The 19542-nt window shown below is 42.7% G+C and carries 15 protein-coding genes; 5 read left to right on the top strand and 10 right to left on the bottom strand.

The window, feature by feature from the left end; translation table 11 throughout:
* Positions 1-18: 18 nt before the first annotated feature.
* The gene (locus ACMUMJ_RS11585; protein WP_414679001.1) at positions 19-954 is read right to left on the bottom strand and encodes a CYTH domain-containing protein; all 936 of its coding nucleotides are present in this window, start codon (positions 952-954) and stop codon (positions 19-21) included.
* A gap of 115 nt (positions 955-1069) precedes the next feature.
* On the opposite strand from ACMUMJ_RS11585, the gene argE reads away from it, so the two are divergent.
* Complete coding sequence (gene argE, locus ACMUMJ_RS11590) at positions 1070-2299, top strand: acetylornithine deacetylase (protein WP_414679003.1); 1230 nt, start codon at positions 1070-1072, stop codon at positions 2297-2299.
* Entirely contained in the window at positions 2299-3630 is a 1332-nt protein-coding gene (gene argA, locus ACMUMJ_RS11595; protein ID WP_414679004.1) for an amino-acid N-acetyltransferase, read from the top strand. The genes argE and argA overlap by 1 nt, the downstream gene beginning before the upstream one ends.
* A gap of 131 nt (positions 3631-3761) precedes the next feature.
* Here the strand turns inward: argA and ACMUMJ_RS11600 are convergent, their stop codons facing one another.
* Positions 3762-4700, bottom strand: coding sequence for a LysR substrate-binding domain-containing protein (locus tag ACMUMJ_RS11600; protein ID WP_414679005.1), 939 nt, complete (start codon positions 4698-4700; stop codon positions 3762-3764).
* Positions 4701-4717: 17 nt separating this feature from the next.
* Positions 4718-5611 carry a LysR family transcriptional regulator gene (locus tag ACMUMJ_RS11605; protein WP_414679006.1) on the bottom strand — a complete coding sequence of 298 codons (894 nt, stop codon included), beginning with the start codon at positions 5609-5611 and terminating at the stop codon, positions 4718-4720.
* A 138-nt stretch (positions 5612-5749) separates the two neighbouring features.
* Between ACMUMJ_RS11605 and ACMUMJ_RS11610 the strand changes: the two genes are divergently transcribed.
* Entirely contained in the window at positions 5750-8179 is a 2430-nt protein-coding gene (locus ACMUMJ_RS11610; RefSeq protein WP_414679007.1) for a GcvT family protein, read from the top strand.
* Positions 8180-8283: 104 nt separating this feature from the next.
* On the opposite strand, the gene ACMUMJ_RS11615 is transcribed toward ACMUMJ_RS11610, so the two are convergent.
* The 7 genes from ACMUMJ_RS11615 to ACMUMJ_RS11645 form a co-directional block, all read right to left on the bottom strand.
* Entirely contained in the window at positions 8284-8871 is a 588-nt protein-coding gene (locus ACMUMJ_RS11615; protein WP_414679008.1) for a helix-turn-helix domain-containing protein, read from the bottom strand.
* 264 nt (positions 8872-9135) lie between these two features.
* Positions 9136-9978 (bottom strand): bifunctional methylenetetrahydrofolate dehydrogenase/methenyltetrahydrofolate cyclohydrolase FolD, encoded by an 843-nt coding sequence (folD, locus tag ACMUMJ_RS11620; protein WP_414679009.1) that lies wholly within the window; start codon positions 9976-9978, stop codon positions 9136-9138.
* A 104-nt stretch (positions 9979-10082) separates the two neighbouring features.
* Entirely contained in the window at positions 10083-12536 is a 2454-nt protein-coding gene (locus ACMUMJ_RS11625; RefSeq protein ID WP_414679010.1) for a GcvT family protein, read from the bottom strand.
* Positions 12537-12590: 54 nt separating this feature from the next.
* Positions 12591-13448: a formyltetrahydrofolate deformylase gene (purU, locus tag ACMUMJ_RS11630; RefSeq protein WP_414679011.1), complete on the bottom strand. Its 858-nt coding sequence runs from the start codon at positions 13446-13448 to the stop codon at positions 12591-12593.
* Between the two features lie 65 nt (positions 13449-13513).
* Positions 13514-14461: an electron transfer flavoprotein subunit alpha/FixB family protein gene (locus tag ACMUMJ_RS11635; RefSeq protein ID WP_414679012.1), complete on the bottom strand. Its 948-nt coding sequence runs from the start codon at positions 14459-14461 to the stop codon at positions 13514-13516.
* Positions 14461-15207 carry an electron transfer flavoprotein subunit beta/FixA family protein gene (locus ACMUMJ_RS11640; protein WP_414679013.1) on the bottom strand — a complete coding sequence of 249 codons (747 nt, stop codon included), beginning with the start codon at positions 15205-15207 and terminating at the stop codon, positions 14461-14463. Before ACMUMJ_RS11640 ends, ACMUMJ_RS11635 begins: the two co-directional genes overlap by 1 nt.
* A 225-nt stretch (positions 15208-15432) precedes the next feature.
* Positions 15433-17082 (bottom strand): electron transfer flavoprotein-ubiquinone oxidoreductase, encoded by a 1650-nt coding sequence (locus ACMUMJ_RS11645; protein ID WP_414679014.1) that lies wholly within the window; start codon positions 17080-17082, stop codon positions 15433-15435.
* A 575-nt stretch (positions 17083-17657) separates the two neighbouring features.
* Here ACMUMJ_RS11645 and ACMUMJ_RS11650 point away from each other — a divergent pair.
* Positions 17658-18659 carry a taurine ABC transporter substrate-binding protein gene (locus ACMUMJ_RS11650; RefSeq protein WP_414679015.1) on the top strand — a complete coding sequence of 334 codons (1002 nt, stop codon included), beginning with the start codon at positions 17658-17660 and terminating at the stop codon, positions 18657-18659.
* A gap of 73 nt (positions 18660-18732) precedes the next feature.
* Positions 18733-19542 (top strand): ABC transporter ATP-binding protein, encoded by an 810-nt coding sequence (locus tag ACMUMJ_RS11655; protein ID WP_414679016.1) that lies wholly within the window; start codon positions 18733-18735, stop codon positions 19540-19542.

Consider the following 19542-nt stretch of genomic DNA (forward strand, 5'->3'; position numbering starts at 1 on the left):
CCTCAACCCATTTATGATTTATTGCTGTGAATTAAGCCAGTGCCCTATTTTTAACATACAGACGCCCATTTGGATTTGCAAAGGCAACTGTTGATATAAAGGCGAATCGTCTTCAGTTGTCGAATCTATTACATCCAGTAATGACTCTATTTCTTGAGAAAAGTCATTCGACACAAGACATTTCAACGACTGCAATGCGTGCTTTACTTCGTTAAACAATGCATCTTCTTTTCTATGGATCATGGCCTCCCAATATGTTAACCAGACTTCATACCAATAGACACTTTGCTCAGTATTGGAAGCCGACTCAGGAAGGATGTCAGGCAATTCAATAATAGGATTTTTTAATCGAACGCCTCTTTGCGCCTTACTCACAGTACAGACTTGTAACGGGACGGTATGCGCCATTAATAAAGCCATCTCATACAGATCTTTTTCCAGCCCTTGCTTTAGTTCAAACTCAATTTCACAAATGTCATCTTTACCATAAGGCGATACCACGTCCCCCCGATCACAAACCGCTTCAATGACTGCATTCGGGCTGTTGATTAACCAGACGTGTCGCTCAAAGTCGGTTCGATACACAATGTCCACGTTTGACTGCCATGGTACTTGCTTTAAATTACTTGGCAACATATCCGCTGTAATTAGCGTAAAATCGAGCGCATCATGGGGAACGTCCCATTCCCACTCACCACGAGCATGCATACCTACACGGCTCACACCCCGGGTTTTCAGTGTTTGAATGTGCCTTTGATTGACGGATCGGACTCTCAAAGCAATGCCCGAAGACATCAATAAGCCCTCTGATGTATCGTAATATGCGTTCATCAATTGCATGGTAGGCTGACGAACACCCCGACCTTCTTGAGAACAAAATGCATCTAAATAACGCACGGCCTGATCTAAACAGGTAGGATGAAGCATGAGTTTTAACTCGAGCTCAGTTGCCATAAAAGTTCCTCTAAAAAACCGTATCGAGACAATCAAAAAATAATTCGCAAAGTGTATCAGAATCGATGGCTTTCGCTGTTAATTAAGGCAAAATAAACATAACGAGGAGAAAACCATGCAAAAATGTCCGTCTTTGATCAGTATGATGACACAGCTAATTGCCAGCCCATCCATCAGTTGTAGCCAAGCCGAATGGGATCAATCTAATGAGGGTGTGATCACTCTGCTAGCATCTTGGTTATCTGAGCTGGGGTTCCGCTGTGAGATGCTCCCTTTGCCAAATCAGCCTAATAAATTTAATTTGGTGGCCACCCTTGGTGACGGTGACGGTGGGCTTGTTTTATCTGGGCATACCGATACCGTCCCTTACGATCAAGGAAAGTGGCAGTCTGACCCCTTTACTCTAGAAGAAAGAGACAACAAGCTTTTTGGTTTAGGCTCCTGTGATATGAAAGGTTTTTTTGCCATCGTCATTGATACAGTTTCTAAGATGGATTTACAAAACCTCAGACAACCGTTAATTATTCTGGCCACCGCTGATGAGGAAAGCTCCATGGCGGGCGCTCGGGCACTGGCCGAGCAAGGAACGTTAAAAGCACGTTATGCGCTTATTGGAGAACCAACCAAACTCACTCCAATTCACGCCCATAAAGGCATCATGATGGAACGAATTCGAGTCACTGGACAAAGTGGCCACTCCTCCAACCCAGCTTTAGGAAATAATGCATTAGATGCCATGCATGATGTGATGGGTGAACTCATGAATTATCGAAAGACATTAAGAGCACGTTTTAACGATGCAAACTTTGTCATCGATTACCCAACGATGAATTTTGGCTGTCTCCATGGTGGCGATAACCCGAACCGCATATGTGGCCGTTGCGAAATTGACTTTGATGTTCGTGCGTTACCTGGTATGAGCAATCAATCGTTAATGGATGAAATATCCAAATTACTGCCAGCCATTGAAGCGAAAACAGGCACACACATTCAAATTAACAGTTTGTTTCCTGATGTTCCTTCTTTTTCAACACCCATTAATTCTGACATTATCCGAGCCTGTGAAAAGCTCACCAGCAAACAAGCCGAAACTGTTGCGTTTGCCACAGAGGGCCCTTTTTTAAATCAAATGGGTATGCAAACACTCATTTTAGGCCCCGGTTCCATTGACCAAGCCCACCAGCCAAACGAATTTATGGCACTGGATCAGATTCGCCCAATGGCACACATCATTGAATCCTTGATCGGCTATTATTGTCTCGAAGAAAGCAAACCTCTCCAGTCGCTTTCTCAAACAAGTATTTTTCAGCCAAGCATTCCTCAAACAAAAGGAGACCTACTCTAATGAGGGAAGAAGCACATAACGATTTAAATTACGTTGACTGGTTCCGTCATTCATCGCCGTATATTAATTCTCACAGGAACAAAACCTTTGTGATTTTCATTCCAGGCGAAGCGGTAGAAAGCCCTTTATTTCCTAATATTATTAGTGACTTAGCATTAATGGACTCTCTTGGAGTGCGCTTAGTCTTAGTTCAGGGTGCTCGCCCTCAAATAGAACGCATTTTACAAAATCGTCATCTTGATTCTGATATCCATTGCGGTTTCAGAGTCACCCCTCATGATCATTTATTAGACATTATTCAGGCATCCGCAGGAGTCAGGGTGCAGATAGAAGCTCAGCTTTCCATGGGGTTGGCTAACACACCAATGGCTGGTGCTCGGCTAAAAGTGTGCAGTGGTAATTACGTCATTGCACGCCCATTAGGCATCGTCGATGGCATTGATTTCGGCCATTCAGGGGAAGTCAGACGCATTGATCGAGATGCCATTTTCCGCCTCCTTAAAGATAATAACATGGTGCTTCTCCCTCACCTTGGCTTCTCCCCTACTGGAGAAGTCTTTAACTTAAAAGGCGAAGACGTTGCGACTCAAGCAGCGATCCAATTACGTGCTGACAAGCTCATTATGTTTAATGAAGAAGAAGGCATTCTTAGCAGTGAAGGCCAGCTCCTGTCTGAGATACTGGCACGGGACGCTCAGTACATTGTGGAGAAAATGGACGATCAGAATGCCACAAAATCCGCATTAAAGGCCTGTGTCGATGCCGTTAGAGGTGGCATTCCTAGAGCACACCTTATTTCTTACAATGAGAATGGTGGCTTAATCAGAGAGCTTTTCACCCGTGAAGGAGCTGGCACCATGATTGATGAAGACAGCTACGAACAACTGCGATCCGCAAACATTGATGATGTCGGCGGCATGATGGCGTTGCTGGCCCCACTGGAAGACAAAGGAGTCTTAGTTCGACGCTCTCGTGAATTATTAGAAAATGAAATCGAACGTTTTCTTATTATAGAAAGAGACGGTGCCATTGTTGCCTGTGCCGCGCTCTACCCATTTGAAACAGAACGAACAGCAGAACTCGCTTGCCTCGCGGTAAATCCAGCGTATAGAGGGGAAAATCGAGGAGAGCGGCTGCTTAAAGGCATCGAAAAGGAAGCCCGTCGTCAAGGCTTAACCCGCCTTTTCTTATTGACCACCCGCACAGCTCATTGGTTTATTGAACGAGGTTTTGTAGAAGGCGATGTTAATGCATTACCGTCTCAGAAAAAGACCTTGTATAACTACCAGCGTAACTCAAAAATCTTTGTAAGAGATTTAACCAAGAGCTAACCCCTCCTACAATCAGACCTGAACGAAACCTAATAATTAAGCTCCAATTATTAGGTTTTCTTTTTATACTCAATGCTAAGAAACCGTGTTCTGTGGTAAACAACTCTTAGATTTCCATAGTCACTATTCAGTCACTCTAAATACTTGGATTTTGTTTCGTATATGTATTTTTGCAGCACTTGATCTTGCTCAATCGCTTTATAAAGCCAATTTGAGAAGAAGAGCGCTTTTGAGTTATCTAAGGAAGAATTAGGGTAAACAATGTACCAGTTTCCCATTTCTGGCGCGCTTTTTTCGATAGGTACGATAAGTTTACCACTGGCAATATCGCCACATGCAAAAAACGAGGGGACAATGGCCACGCCTTGACCTGAGATGGCGGCCTCCAGTGCCAGCTGATGGTTGTCATACCCTTCCTTAATCGCAATATCACTGCAATTTATAACGCCTTGATAGTTGAGCCAATAGGCCACGTTATTAGGGGATTCAGACACATGCAGTAACGGTTGCATCAGCAAATCATCCAATGAGTTACAGCATCCTTCTGCGAATAATAAAGGGCTGCATACAGGAATAAGAGCGCCTTTAAACAAGTGATGGTAAGTTAAATTTTTATCAAGTTCTTCGGTGTATATAATGCCTAAATCCGCAGAGTCACGTTCATATAGCCACCCAAAATAGGGGCTAAATAACTCTATGTGTATCCCTGGATATTGCTGTAAAAAGCCACCTAATCGTGACACCAGCCATCTTGATGCAATTCCCATATAAAACTGTACGATTAACTCACCTTGATCAGGCTCACCAAAGATCTCTATCGTACTGCGCTCTATTCTTTGCAGTGAGGCGTGGATGTCAACATAATACCGACGCCCCAAATCCGTTAGCACCACTCTCCGCCCTAAACGAGAAAACAGTTCAGCGCCTAAGTCTTGTTCAAGTTTTTTGATTTGATGGCTAACAGCAGAATGCGTCACATTTAATTCGTCTGCGGCTTTTTGAAAACTCAAAAAACGTGCCGTGGCTTCAAACGCACGTAAAGCATTTAATGGCGGAAAGCGTCTCTTCATAGGTAATATCTCATACGTTAAAGACTTGAACGGGATTCTTTCAGTATCCAGTCACAAAAAGCCTGAGATGCTAGAGAGAGAGTTTGATCACTTCGATAGCATAAATAATAGCTGCCTTCTGTTTCAATACTGTCTATAAATGGCGCAACCAGTTGCTTCGCCAATACCCCTTTTTGCATCATTTCATCGTACATCAAACAAATGCCAAACCCGTTGGAGGCCATACTCACAGCAGAAGCATAATTGTCCATATAATGGCGAGGTTGATCCATCAAAGAGGATAAATTCATGTTACCTAACCAGCTGTCCCACCCTTGCTTTGTTCCAATAACATCCAATAAGGGTAATTGCCCTAAATCCGCAGGAGAACGTAGGTATTTTGCATTATGAGGCGTGCAATAAGGCCTCAACCTCGGCGTAATCAAAAGGTGAGATTCAAAACCCGACCAATTCCCAGCACCGTATCGTATTTCTAATTCAGTGGTTGATATATCAAAATCACCCTCCCAATTCGTACCTCTTTGACGCACAGAAACCTGAGGATAAATGGCATTGAACAGTGAAATGTGGGGGGATAACCAAAGCACACCAAACGAGGTATTGACATTAACGTCCACCACAGAGACGTTGAGTGGGCTAAAAATTTGCGCCGCACCAGTATTCAATAAGCGCATCGAATCTTGAACTAAAGGAAGAAATGCTCGCCCTGCATCTGACAGCTGAATCGACCTATTAGCCCTCACAAACAGTTTCTGATCCAAGTGGTGCTCTAGCAATTGAATTTGCTGACTCACGGCCGATTGGCTCATATTGAGTTCTTCAGATGCCAGCGTAAAACTCAGTTGCCGTGCCGCTGCTTCAAATGTCCTTAACCAATTTAACTGTATATTGCTTGTGAGTTCTTTATTCATTTCAAGCCTCATATGAATAAGTCTAGCTTATCCAAAAAGAAATATTTTATCGCTTGTAGTAATGCTTACTGTTTTATAGCATCAGTGTATATCAACACACAAGCTCCAATTTACGAGCATTAACATGAGAATATAAAGATGAAAAATAAAACTGACGTTCTTATCATTGGTGGCGGCATTGCAGGCGTGAGTACACTTTACCATTTAACAAAAATGGGACTGAGAGATGTAATGTTAACTGAAAAGTTAGAACTAACGTCTGGATCAACGTGGCACGCAGCGGGGAACCTACCTCACTTTAGCAACAGCTACAATATTATGAAGCTTCAACAATACAGTATCGATCTTTATAGCCGATTACAGGCTGAAACAGGCCAACCTGTTGATCACCATCAAACAGGTGCAGTTCGTCTTGCTCACACTCAAGACCGCATGGATGAATTTAAACGCGTCGCTGCAATGTCTGACCTAGCAGGTTTAGACTTAGAAATTATCGATAACGATAGACTCAAAGAAATTTACCCATTCCTTGATACAACAGGATTAATTGGTGGCTTGTGGGATCCAGCCGATGGTCATATAGACCCAACAAGTGTGACGAATGCAATGGCGGCAGGTGCCCGAGCAGCAGGGGCAACCATTGTACGCCACAACCCAGTGGAATCGATCGAGCAGCAAGCAAATGGCCGCTGGAAGGTAACGACTGAAAAAGGGGTCATTGATGCAGGTATCATCGTAAATGCCGCAGGTTTCCGCTGTAACGAAGTCGCAGAGATGATTGGCCATCGTTTGCCTGTCTGTTCAATGGAACATCAATTTGTCGTGACGGATAATGTTCCTGAGCTAGAAGAAAGAGACACCATGCTACCGATGCTGCGAGACCCTGATGTGTCTTATTATCTTCGCCAAGAAGGCAAAGGACTGATCTTAGGTCCTTATGAAAAAGGCGGCATTCCTTGGGCCATTGATGGAGTACCTGCCGCATTCGGCCAAGAGTTACTGCAACCGTCTTTAGATCGAATTGAAGAAATCATGTGCACAGCGATGGAACAAGTGAGCATTATTGGCAATGCGGGTATTAAAACAACCGTAAATGGCCCAATCACCTACACTCCAGATGGCCACCCCTTGATTGGCCCTGTGCACGGCTATGATAATTATTTTGTTTGTACTGGATTCAACTTTGGCATTGTTCAAGGTGGTGGCGCAGGGCATTTTATGGCGCAATGGATTGTGGATGGTCATCCTGAGTTAGATTTATTTGAATTGGACCCACGTCGTTTTGGTAGTTATGCAGACCACGAATTCAGTGTTGCAAAAGGCACGGAAGTGTATGCTAACGAATATCAATTAGGCTTCCCGAATGAATACGCCATGCGACCTGCCAAACGAGGTCAAAAACAATCCCCTATTTACTCTCGGCAAGCTGAGAAAAATGCCGTTTTTGGCGCTTATTTCGGATGGGAGCGTGCGAGCTGGTTTGCACCAAAAGGCAGTGAGCCAATGGAGCAACACAGCTTCCGTCGTGGTAATTGGTTTGATGCGGTTGCCGCAGAATGCAAAAACGTTCAAAACAATGTGGGTGTTCTCGACCTCTCTCCTTTCACAAAATTTGAAATTGAAGGTGAAGACGCTCATAGATGGCTAGAGTCCTTCTCGCCAAACCGTATCCCAACAGAAGCTGGAAACATCGCTCTTGCACATCCTTTAACAAAAGACGGTGGCATCGCTTGGGAGTTTTCAGTAACAAAACTTAATGACGGTCGCTACTATATGATGGCACCAGCAGCGGGCGAGCTGTTAATTGAAGACAAACTACGTACTCGTTTACCGAAAGACGGCTCCATTAAGCTAACCAACATCACTCAGGATTACGGCACACTGGTCTTAGCAGGGCCAAATTCACGTAAAGTACTTGCCAAGCTAACAGACTCCAGTCTCAACAACAGCGATTTCCCATGGTTTACAGGCCAAGAAATCACCATTGCAGGAGTTCCAGTAAGAGCACTTCGTATGAATTTTGTTGGGGAACTGGGCTGGGAGTTACACCATCCAATCGAACATCAAGTTGCACTTTACGATGCGCTCATGGAAGCAGGTAAAGATGTCAACATCCGTGACTTTGGCTTGAGAGCCATGGATTCTATGCGTCTTGAAAAAGGCTATTCCATGTGGGGGCATGATCTAAACGTTGAGTTCAGTATTTTAGAATCCAACCTAAGCTTCTTTGTGAAAATGGACAAGGGAGAATTTGAAGGAAAAAGCGCGCTTGTTAAAGAAAAGTCTGCGGGTGTAAAACAGAAAATGGTTCTGATAGAAGTGCATTCAAATGACGTTGATGCAGCATCCGGTATGGAGCCTGTTTACCATAACGGTAAAGCGGTAGGGCAAGTAAGTTCGGGTGGTTACGGCCATCGTTGTCAGAAGAGCTTAGCTCTGGCCTACATTCAGACAGAATATTTAGATAAAGAGCTAACTGTACAAATTTTAGGAACGCATTATCCTGTTACACCTCTTAAAGGCGCGCCTTATGATGCAAAAGGAGCTTTGTTAAAGTCCGATAACTAATCAAGTTTTACTTATTTTTCCACTAGACCGGGGATCATTCTCCGGTCTGTTTTTTTCTATACACAGACTAAAATAGTGAAATATCAGCGTTTTAATAAAATAAATTAATAACCATCAACCAATGTCCACATGACAACCGCATCTTGTTTTTTCGAAGGATTCCGTACCCAATGAGGTTCATTGCCCGTTAAAATAAAGCTGTCCCCTTCATTTAATAAAAAGCTTTGATCACCAATTCCAAGCTCTAATGTACCGGATTGCAGCAAACCGCCTTCCTCTCCTTTTCTCTCACGGGATTCCGTACCGGATCCAGGAGAAAACGTTGTCAAAATCATTTGTAATTGCCCTGACAATCTTGGTGATAATAATTCTTCTCTAATACCCGTTCCTGAAAAATTTAAACTGCGTCGAGCACTTCGTCTTACAATGTGGTTCATTTCATCCATTGGCGTTTCCAAATCCGTATGAAAAAACCAACTCACCTGAACATCCAATACTTTGCTAATGGATTGCAAAACAGGAATAGGCAACGCTGACACGCCTCTTTCAACTTGGCTAACATACCCTACCGAACGACTAATTCGTTCTGCCATTTCAATCAACGTGATGCCTTTAGCCTTACGTAAATCGCGTATTTGACGACCTATTTTTAGGTTTTCGTAATCCGTACCATCGTTTATTTGTTTTTTCATAACGGTCTATAATACCAAGAATGTAAATTTTGCAGTGTAACGTCAAAGAAAGTGTTAATGGAAACGGTGATATCCATTAAAAATAGATAAGAATAACCGATAATATCAAAAAACGTTACTTTAAGATTATTCGGATTCTAGGGGCAAGCGTTACTCAATACAGTAACGCTATTAAAGAAAAGAAACAGAGAAGAGACGCAAATACATGAGCTTATTGCATTAAGCCTCATCTCTTTATACTTCTATATACAAACAACACAACGATTACTCTAAAGCTATTCTAGCCGACGACAATGTTTGACTAATAAGCGCATTGATCGTCATTGGGCCAACCCCACCAGGTACAGGCGTCAACGCTGCCACTCTTTGCTCAAGCCCCGTTTTATCAATGTCGCCTATTCCACCAGGGTGATAACCCGCATCCACAACAACCGCCCCATCTTTAATCCATGCGGCTTTAATAAGCTCTGGTTTACCAACGGCACCAATAACAATATCCGCCTGAGATACAAAGCTTGCGAGGTTTTCTGTTCTAGAATGGCACACAGTCACCGTCGCATTTGCATTCAACAACATAGCCGCCATCGGTTTACCCAAAATCGGACTGCGTCCCACTATTACGGCATGTTTCCCTGCTAAAGGCACATCAAAATGTTGCAATAGCGTCATAATGCCCGCAGGTGTCGCTGAACCAAACGCATGCTCCCCCATCGACATTAAACCAAAGCCTGTTGTTGTAACACCATCTACATCTTTCTCAATAGCAATGGCGTCAAAGCAAGAGCGTTCATCAATTTGCGCAGGCACGGGGTGCTGCAATAAAATCCCATTTATTTTAGGATCTTGATTCAATTGATCAATCTGTTCCAATAATTCTTTCGTTGTTGTGTTTTCTGGAAGCTCAATTTTAACGGAGTCCATCCCCACACGGCGGCAGGCATTTTGCTTCATTTGTACATACGTTGCCGAAGCAGGATCGCCTCCTACCAGAATAGTCGCCAATACAGGGATGTCAGCTCCAGACTGAACCAACTCCTCTACAGCCTCACTAAGTTGTTGCTCTCTACTCATTGCCAACGCTTTTCCATCCAAAATTAATGCAGCCATTAATCTTTCCTCTTACCTATGATGATTAATAAAAATATGAGTGAAAACAGGTAAACTTGAGCATTAAGAGAATGTGATCAACATTCTCTTAATTTCCCCCAAGATTAACATTTAATTTTTTCCATAGACGGATCATAAAACGATCTAAACGATGGCGTTACTTTGTATCGTACGCACTCTACTTCAATTTCGAATGACGATGCTTCTAACCAGTCTTTAGTAACACCGTTATCATGCTTAACATAACCCATGGCAATCGTTGCCCCAACAGAATGCCCAAACATGCCCGCCGTAGTATGACCCACGATTTGACCGTTGGCATAAATAGGCTCTTCGTGATAACACAGCGGGCCATCGTCTTCAAACAAAAAGGCAACAAAGCGTTTACTAAGCGGCCCTTTTGATTTTTGTGCAAGTACGGCTTCTTTACCGATAAAGCCACCGTCTTTATTGAAATCACATGTAAAGCCAAGCCCCGCTTCTAATACTGTATCTTCGTCCGTAATATCATGCCCCCAGTGACGGTAGCATTTTTCCATACGCAGCGAGTTCATCGTGTGATAGCCGTATGGACGGATACCAAATTCCTCACCCGCTTCAAAGATCAAATCATAAATACTCGGCGCGTACTCTGTTGGAATGTACAGCTCCCAACCCAATTCACCAACATAAGTAATACGAGACGCTCGCGCAATTGAGTAACCCATTTCAATTTCACGTGATGTTGCAAAAGGAAATGCTTCATTCGATAAGTCTTCACGCGTAAGTTTGGACAAGGTATCACGGGATTTTGGACCCATTACGGTAATCACTGCGTACGCAGAAGTCATATCCGTCAGGGTTACCATCATATTTGGCGACTTATGACGTTTCAACCAATCCATATCTCGTGTTTGGCAAGCTACGCCAGACACGACTAAATACGAATCGTTACTGAAACGTGTCACCGTCACATCAGCCTCGATTCCACCGCGTTCATTGAGCCATTGGGTGTAAACCATTTTGCCTATGGCAACAGACACATTGTTGCAACAAATTTCATTTAAGAACGTTTCCGCATCAGGGCCTTCAATTTTGTACTTACAAAAAGAGCTTTGATCAATAACACCTACCGCATTCCTGACGGCATGATGCTCTTCCTGATTGTTTTCAAACCAGTTTTGTCTTCCAAAAGAATACTCGTACTCTGGTTTTTGACCTTCTTTTGCAAACCAATTTGCGCGTTCCCAACCGTTCTCACTCCCAAATACAGCACCTTGAGCCTTGAGTTGCTCATGTAAAACGGAACGTCGTACACCACGAGATGTTTTAAACTGCTTAAATGGATAATGCGTTTCATACAATAAGCCTAGAGACTCCGTTGTACGTTCTTGCAAATATTTTTGTGTTCCTTGGAAAGGCATATTTCGGCGAATATCCACGTCCCATAAATCTCTCGGTGCATGTCCTTTATGAATCCACTCCGCCAGCATTTTACCTGCACCACCAGCAGACTGAATACCAACTGAATTGAAGCCCGCTGCGATATAGTAGTTACGTAATTCTGGCGCTTCACCTAAATGGTAACGATCATCGGGAGTAAAGGATTCAGGGCCATTAAAAAACAGTTGTAGGCCGGTTTGTTCTAGAATAGGCAGTCGATGCATCGCCGCTTCTAAATAAGGCTCTAGGTGATCAAAATCTTCAGGCAATTCATCAAAAAAGAAATTTTCAGGTATGCCGTTCATGCCCCATGGCTTGGCATTGGGTTCAAACATGCCTACCAATAATTTACCTGCGTCTTCTTTGTAATAACAAAAGCCATCCATGTCTCTCATTGTGGGTAAGCCATGCTGAAGATCCAGCATATTTTCAGTAACAACATAAAAGTGTTCAGCTGCATGCAAAGGGACATTAACCCCTGCTTTTTTACCAAATTCACGCGCCCACATCCCAGAGCAATTCACCACAAATTCTGCGTCGATGTCTCCTTGTTCAGTAACAACACCTACCGCTTTGCCGTCTTTCACCTTCATGTCTAAGACTTTTACGCCTTCGATGATTTGAGCGCCGCCCATACGAGCACCTTTGGCCAGCGCTTGAGTCACATCGACTGGGCTTGCCATGCCATCCATTGGTAAATGAATCGCCCCAATAACATCATCAACGTTCATTAGAGGCCACAAAGATTTTGCTTCATCAGGGGAAATGACATTACATGGAAAGCCCGCCACTTTTGCCATGGATGCACCACGTTTCAATTCAGCAAGGCGCTCTTTATTAGTCGCTATGGTTAGTGAGCCATTACGAACAAAGCCCGTTGCTTGGCCTGTTTCTGCTTCGAGTTGCTCATACAAAGTAGCACTGTAATTCGCCAGCATTGACATGTTGTAATTTGCACGTAGCGTTGGCACCAATCCCGCTGCGTGCCACGTTGTACCACATGTCAGCTGCCTTCTTTCCAACAAAACAACATCAGTAAAGCCAAGTTTTGTTAAATGGTATGCCACGCTGCAACCAATAACGCCGCCTCCAACGATAACAACTTGAGCAGAAGTGGGTAATGTTTTGGTCATCATTTCTCTCCGAGCGCTTTGCTGGTTTTTTACAAAGCGCGTAATTAATAAATTCGCTTAATTGAATACCACTGTTTTATTTCCATGCACTAGCACTCGATCTTCTAAATGCGCACGCAGCCCTCGCGCCAATACATTTTTCTCAACGTCTTTACCCCGTCTGACTAGGTCTTCTACTTTGTCGCTGTGGCTTACTCGCACAACATCTTGATCAATGATAGGGCCTTCATCAAGTTGCTCAGTAACATAATGACACGTCGCACCAATGAGCTTAACACCACGTCGAGAAGCCTGATGGTATGGCTTTGCTCCAATGAAAGAAGGAAGGAAACTATGATGAATATTGATCACCTTATGTCGCAATTTTTCACACAAAGCCTGAGGTAAAATTTGCATATAACGGGCTAATACAACGCAATCAGCTTGATGATCAAGTACCAAACGCTCCACTTCATCAAAACCAACCTGCTTGTTCTCTGGGTTAATTGGCACACAAAAATAAGGAATACCGTACCATTCAACCAAACTTCTCATGTCTTCATGGTTAGATATAACACATGGAATGTCACAAAGAAGGTCGCCACTTTTCCAGCGGTCTAATAAATCAGAAAGGCAATGACTACCTTTACTTGCCATGATGACAACACGCTTAGGTTTGTCTGTATCCAACACTTGTAAGTTCATGTTGTATTCTTCACGCAACGCGGCAAATTTTTGCGCCAACTCATCCAATCCAAAGGGAAGTGTGTCGGCTTTAATCTCAAAACGAGAAAAGAACCATTCATTTTCCTCATCCGAATGATGGGCCGCTTCATTAATCCAGCCTCCGTTATTCGTGATAACTTCACCAATGCGAGTTACGATACCGATACGGTCTGGACAATCTAAAAGAATACGATAAGTACGGTTAGTCATGTAAGTCGTTCTCCAAGCAAGGCTACCGCTGTTATTAAGTAACCTTGTATTAATAGGGTTATCTACTAAAGTAGGGCTTCAAGCTGAGGCAGCACATCGAAAAGGTCAGCCTGCAAGCTGTAATCCGCAATATTAAATATCGGTGCTTCATCATCTTTGTTGATCGCTACTATCACTTTTGAATCTTTCATGCCAGCCAAATGCTGTATGGCACCCGATATACCAACTGCGATATATAAATCCGGTGCAACAATTTTCCCTGTTTGACCCACTTGCATATCATTCGACACAAAACCAGAGTCAACCGCTGCTCGCGAAGCACCCACCGCAGCGCCAATTTTATCTGCTACTCGTTCAAGCAAGACAAAGTTGTCACCATTCTGCATGCCACGACCACCCGAGATGATGGTTTTTGCAGACGTCAACTCTGGGCGGTCAGACTCAATCACTTCTTCACTGATAAAATGTGATAACCCTTTATCTTCCGCGGCACCTAACGTCACGATTTCAGCTACGCCGCCAGACAATTCAGCCGCAGAAAACGCAGTACCTCGAATAGTAATGACTTTAATTGCATCACTGCTTTTGATGGTAACTAATGCATTGCCCGCATAAATAGGACGAATAAACGTATCTGCATCAATCACATCAGTGATTTCTGAAATTTGAGCCACATCCAGCAAGGCCGCTGTACAAGGAGACACATTTTTACCCTGTGTCGTCGCCGCAAACATTACGTGACTAACATCATTTTGTTTAACAAACTCCGCCAGCATTGGTGCTAAATTTTCAGGTAACTGATGAGCTAGTGCATCGCAATCAGATACAAACACCTTAGAGATACCTTGAATTTTCGCTGCCTCATTTGTAACGGTTTGACAGTTTTTTCCTGCTACAAAAAGCGCCACGTCTGTGCCAACTTTTTCAGCCAGCGTAATGGCTGCGGTTACGATGTTTGCCGTCGCAATTTTTAGTTGATTATTATCATGTTCAGCGATTACTAAAATAGTCATTACAATACTCCTTCCAGTTTCAACTTCTCTACCAGCTCAGATACATCAGACACTCTCTGACCTTCCGCACGAACTGGTGGAGTATTTACTACAACAGTGGCTAATCTAGGTGTGACATCAACCCCTAATTCTTCTGGAGTAATTTGAGTTAATGGTTTGCGTTTCGCTTTCATAATATTGGGTAGCGATGCATATCTTGGTTCATTCAAGCGAAGATCCGTGGTAATAACAGCAGGTAATTTCAAACCAATCGTTTGCAGCCCCCCATCCACTTCACGAGTAACAATCGCTTCTTCACCTTCTATTTTCACACTGGATGCGAACGTGCCTTGAGGCATTCCCGCCAGAGCAGCTAACATTTGACCGGTTTGATTATTATCACCATCTATAGATTGCTTGCCTAAAATCACTAAACCAATCTCTTCCTTTTCAACCACTTTGTGCAAGAGCTTTGCAATAGCCAATGGCTGAAGTTCTGCATCTGTCTTCACTTGAATGGCTCTGTCGGCACCTAAAGCCAGCGCTGTTCTCAGCTGCTCTTGGCAAACATCGCTACCAGCGCTAACAACGATCACTTCCGTTGCTGCGCCAGATTCTTTTAGTCGAATGGCTTCTTCAATCGCTATTTCACAAAAAGGATTAATAGCCATTTTTACATTAGATAGATCAACAGCAGATTGATCAGACTTGATTCGAACCTGAACATTTGCATCCACAACGCGCTTTACGGCGACCAGTACTTTCATTTTGCACTCCAACATAGAATGAATAAAATCATTTAAATGAAATTTCAAGTATTAATTTCATTTAAATGATCATTTATTCATTTTTTTATGTCAATGTATTTTTTATCTTTGCACAAAAAATCGGCCGTATTGAATAGGATAAAGACACGCAGCAGTCTGACTTCTTCTTTCAAAGGAAAAAAAGCCGTTGTATACACGGCTTCATTGAACATTGGTTTCTTTAAATTACATATTCGGATAATTTGGACCACCACCGCCTTCAGGTGCTTTCCATGTGATGTTTTGAGCAGGGTCTTTAATGTCACATGTTTTACAGTGAACACAGTTTTGCGAGTTTATTTGAAAACGTTTCTTGCCATCTTCTTCATCCAACACTTCATACACGCCAGCGGGACAATAACGTTGCGCAGGTTCATTAAACAGAGGGAAGTTTTTCGATAAAGGGATGGTTGGGTCTTTTAAATGCAAATGACAAGGCTGGTTTTCTTCATGATTGGTACTGGATAAAAAGACAGAGGAGGCTTTATCAAAACTCAGCACACCATCGGGTTTTGGATATAGGATAACTGCGCACTCTTTGGCAGGTTTCAAACTGAGGTAATCTGGCTGATGATCTCGTACGGTAAACGGGAACCTCATAATATTCTGTTCAACCACATTTAGCGCACCGCCTACCAAGGTTCCGTACTTATGCAGTAATGGCCCAAAATTACGGCTCTTGTGCAATTCTTCATACAACCATGAGGCTTTAAATTCATCTTGATATTGCAGTAAATCATCACCTCCTGCGTTGTCTTTTATAACTTCAGAAAATAACACCTCTGCCGCTAACATGCCAGATTTCATGGCTGTGTGCGTACCCTTAATTTTTGAAAAATTGAGTGTGCCTGCATCACACCCTAATAGAAACGCTCCGGGCATAGTCATTTTAGGCAATGAATTTAATCCACCTTTTGCAATCGCTCTGGCACCATACGAAACACGTTTCCCACCCTGTAGATGCTCGGAAATCAAGGGATGGTGTTTCATTCTTTGAAATTCGTCGTATGGGCTTAAATGAGGATTATCATAATTGAGGTCGGTAATGAGACCAACAACGACTTGATTATTGTCTGTATGGTATAAAAAGAAGCCGCCATTTGCTTTCGCTTCGGATAGAGGCCAACCCGTACCATGTAGAACTAAACCCGCTTGATGCTTACCTGAAGGAATGTCCCATAGTTCTTTTATACCAATACCATAATGCTGAACATCTGACTCTTTATCTAACGAAAATTTGTTAATTAACTCTTTACCCAAATGTCCACGACAACCTTCGGTAAAAACTGTGTATTTGGCTAACAAATCCATGCCCGGCATATAGGTGTCTTTTTGATTTCCTTGTTCATCCAATCCCATATCACCCGTACCGACACCAGCAACACGCCCATCATCTCCATAGATAATATGCGACGCGGGGAAGCCAGGGAAAATTTCCACGCCAAGGCTTTCCGCTTGTTCCGCAAGCCAACGACATAAATTACCAACACTTGCGATGTAGTTGCCATGATTGTGCATGGATTTTGGCGCTAGCCCATTCGGGATTTTGATCTTATTGTTTACGTCTTTAAGAAAATAAATTTGATCCTCAACAACAGGCGTTGTTAAGGGAGCACCACGTTCTTTCCAATCGGGAAAAAGCTCGTCCAATGCTCGTGGTTCAACAACCGCTCCAGAGACAATATGGGCTCCCACTTCAGAGCCTTTTTCAACAACACAAACCATTAATTCTTTATCAGCATCATTCGCTTGTTGCATCAACCGACAAGCCGTTGAAAGACCGGCAGGGCCTGCACCAACAATCACCACATCAAACTCCATCATTTCACGTTCCATAAACGCCTCATTTTATTTATCGAGTTAACTTTTCTTAAATGAATAAATCAAAAATGGAAACTACATACACAAAAATGAAATTACAATAAATAATTTCATTAAAACGTAACAATAAATTTCTTCATTTCGACAAGCTCGAGCATTCTTATTCGTCTAAAAGAAGCAAAAAGAAGCAAAAAAAACTTTTAGCGTATTTTTTATTCTTCGCCTATTTAAAATACAACGCTAATCACGACATAAAACACACCATATTGATTTTTCTCTGCACCAAAAAAACACCATTAGAGCGATTACATCCATGCTCACCACAAAAAAAGTCGAATAATTCTCTTTGATACGATAGGCATTGCTCAACAATGCAGCAGAAACTAGAACAAACGTTTTTTTTGCACAAAAATCAATCAACTTAATAAGTTAGTTTTTCTAACAATTAAAGATTTTTTCTCAATTGTGAAACTGTTTTTTAAACGGCAGTATCGTTACAAGGTCATCTTTTAGAAGACTCAAAGTCGACGAAACTTCAAGATGATATATGGAAGCAATATTACATTCATACACTTTCCAAAGAGGTTTTTATGAAGAAAACATTATCCATTGCGCTAAACACACTAGCTTGTACTGCCATTGTATCTTCAGCCACATTCGCTCAAGCTGCCGACAAACCCGACACAGTGTCTATTGGTTACTTCTTAGAATGGCCTACGGCAAACCAAGTAGCCCAAGTAAATGAAACTTACAATAAAGAAATGGGAGTCAACGTTGAATGGCATGCATTTGACTCAGGTACTGCTATGTCCGCCGCAATGGCATCAGGTGGTGTCGACATTGCTTACTCTCAAGGTTTGGTGCCTTTCACAATCGCTGTGTCACAAGGTTTACCCATCACAATGGTCGGCGTGGCCGTGTCTTATTCAAAAAATGACAATTGCATTGTGGGTTCAAATACAAACATTACAATCAATAATGCAAACGATTTAGAAGGCAAGAATGTTGCAGTTCCCTTCGGAACAGTTTCCCATTATAAGATGCTAAAAATCATGGAGCATCTAGATATCGACATTAAAAAATTACGTATGTTAGACATGCCACCAGCAGATGGTGCTGCTGCGTTAGCTCGTGGTGATGTGGCAATGTCCTGCGGTTGGGGTGGCGCATTACGTAGGATGAAGGAATATGGCTCTGAACTAATGAGTGCCGAAGCCCAAGAAGACATTGGTATTCGTGTGTTCGACGTTATCTCTGCCAGTAATTCATTTGCTGAAGAATACCCAGAGCTGGTCACGCAGTTCTTGAAAGTCACCGATGATGCGAATAAAAATTATCAAATGGATCCTGCGGCCGTTCAGCCGATTATTGCTAAAGCCTCAGGTCTATCGCTCAATGACTCAAATCAAGTTCTGGGTCTATTTGATTTCCCTTTAAAAGAAGAACAAATTTCAGAAAAGTGGATGGGAGGCTCAGTACAAAAATTCACTAAAGAAGTCGCAGACTTCTTCGTCTTACAAAAACAAATGCCAAGATCACTCGATGATTATAGTCAAACAATCAATGCTAGCTTTTATACAAAAGTAAACTAAGGACAAGCGATAGTGAGTACTCAATACATTCAAGTATCGAGTGCTCATTGTTCATTGAATAGGGGTATTAGTAATGTCTGAATTGGAAGTAAACGATGTTTCAATGATCTTTGACACTCCAGATGGTGGCACGGTTGAAGCCCTACAGAATGTTAGTTTCAATCTCAAACAGGGTGAGCTACTGGCGATTCTTGGTCCATCTGGCTGCGGGAAAAGCACTCTCTTAAACATTATCGCTGGTTTTTTGTCTTCAACCTCAGGCAGTGTTTCTAATGGATCAAAGAGGCTACATGGATCAGGCCCAGATAGGGGCATGGTATTTCAACAAGGTGCTCTGTTTGAATGGATGACAGTGGCAGAAAACATTGGTTTTGGCCCGCAAATGCAGGGTACGCCTCCTGAAGAAATAAAAAAAATTGTCGATGACCTACTCGAAACAGTCGGCCTACAAGACTTTGGGCACAAGGCCATTTATGAGCTCTCTGGCGGCATGCAGCAACGTGTGGCTCTGGCTCGTTGCTTAGCAAATAATCCTGACATTATTCTAATGGATGAACCTTTAGGTGCATTAGATGCATTAACAAGAGAGAAGATGCAGAGTCTTGTTCTGAAACTTTGGAAAGAGACCGGAAAAACCATTATTTTAATTACACACAGTGTCGAAGAAGCCCTCTTTTTAGGTGAGAGACTGTTCGTAATGGCGCCACGCCCCGGAAGAGTTAAACAACAATATACCTTGCCATTCGCAGAAGCTGGGCTTACCCAAGACCCTCGAGAAATTAAAGCCTCCCCTGAGTTTATTGCAAAACGCGAAGAGATTCTCTCCATGATTTGGGAAATGGAAGAAGAAATCATGGGTAATAATCAAGCTGTCGGAATGTAA

This window comes from Marinomonas phycocola (genome assembly GCF_047525455.1).
In the GTDB taxonomy this organism is placed as follows: Bacteria; Pseudomonadota; Gammaproteobacteria; order Pseudomonadales; family Marinomonadaceae; genus Marinomonas.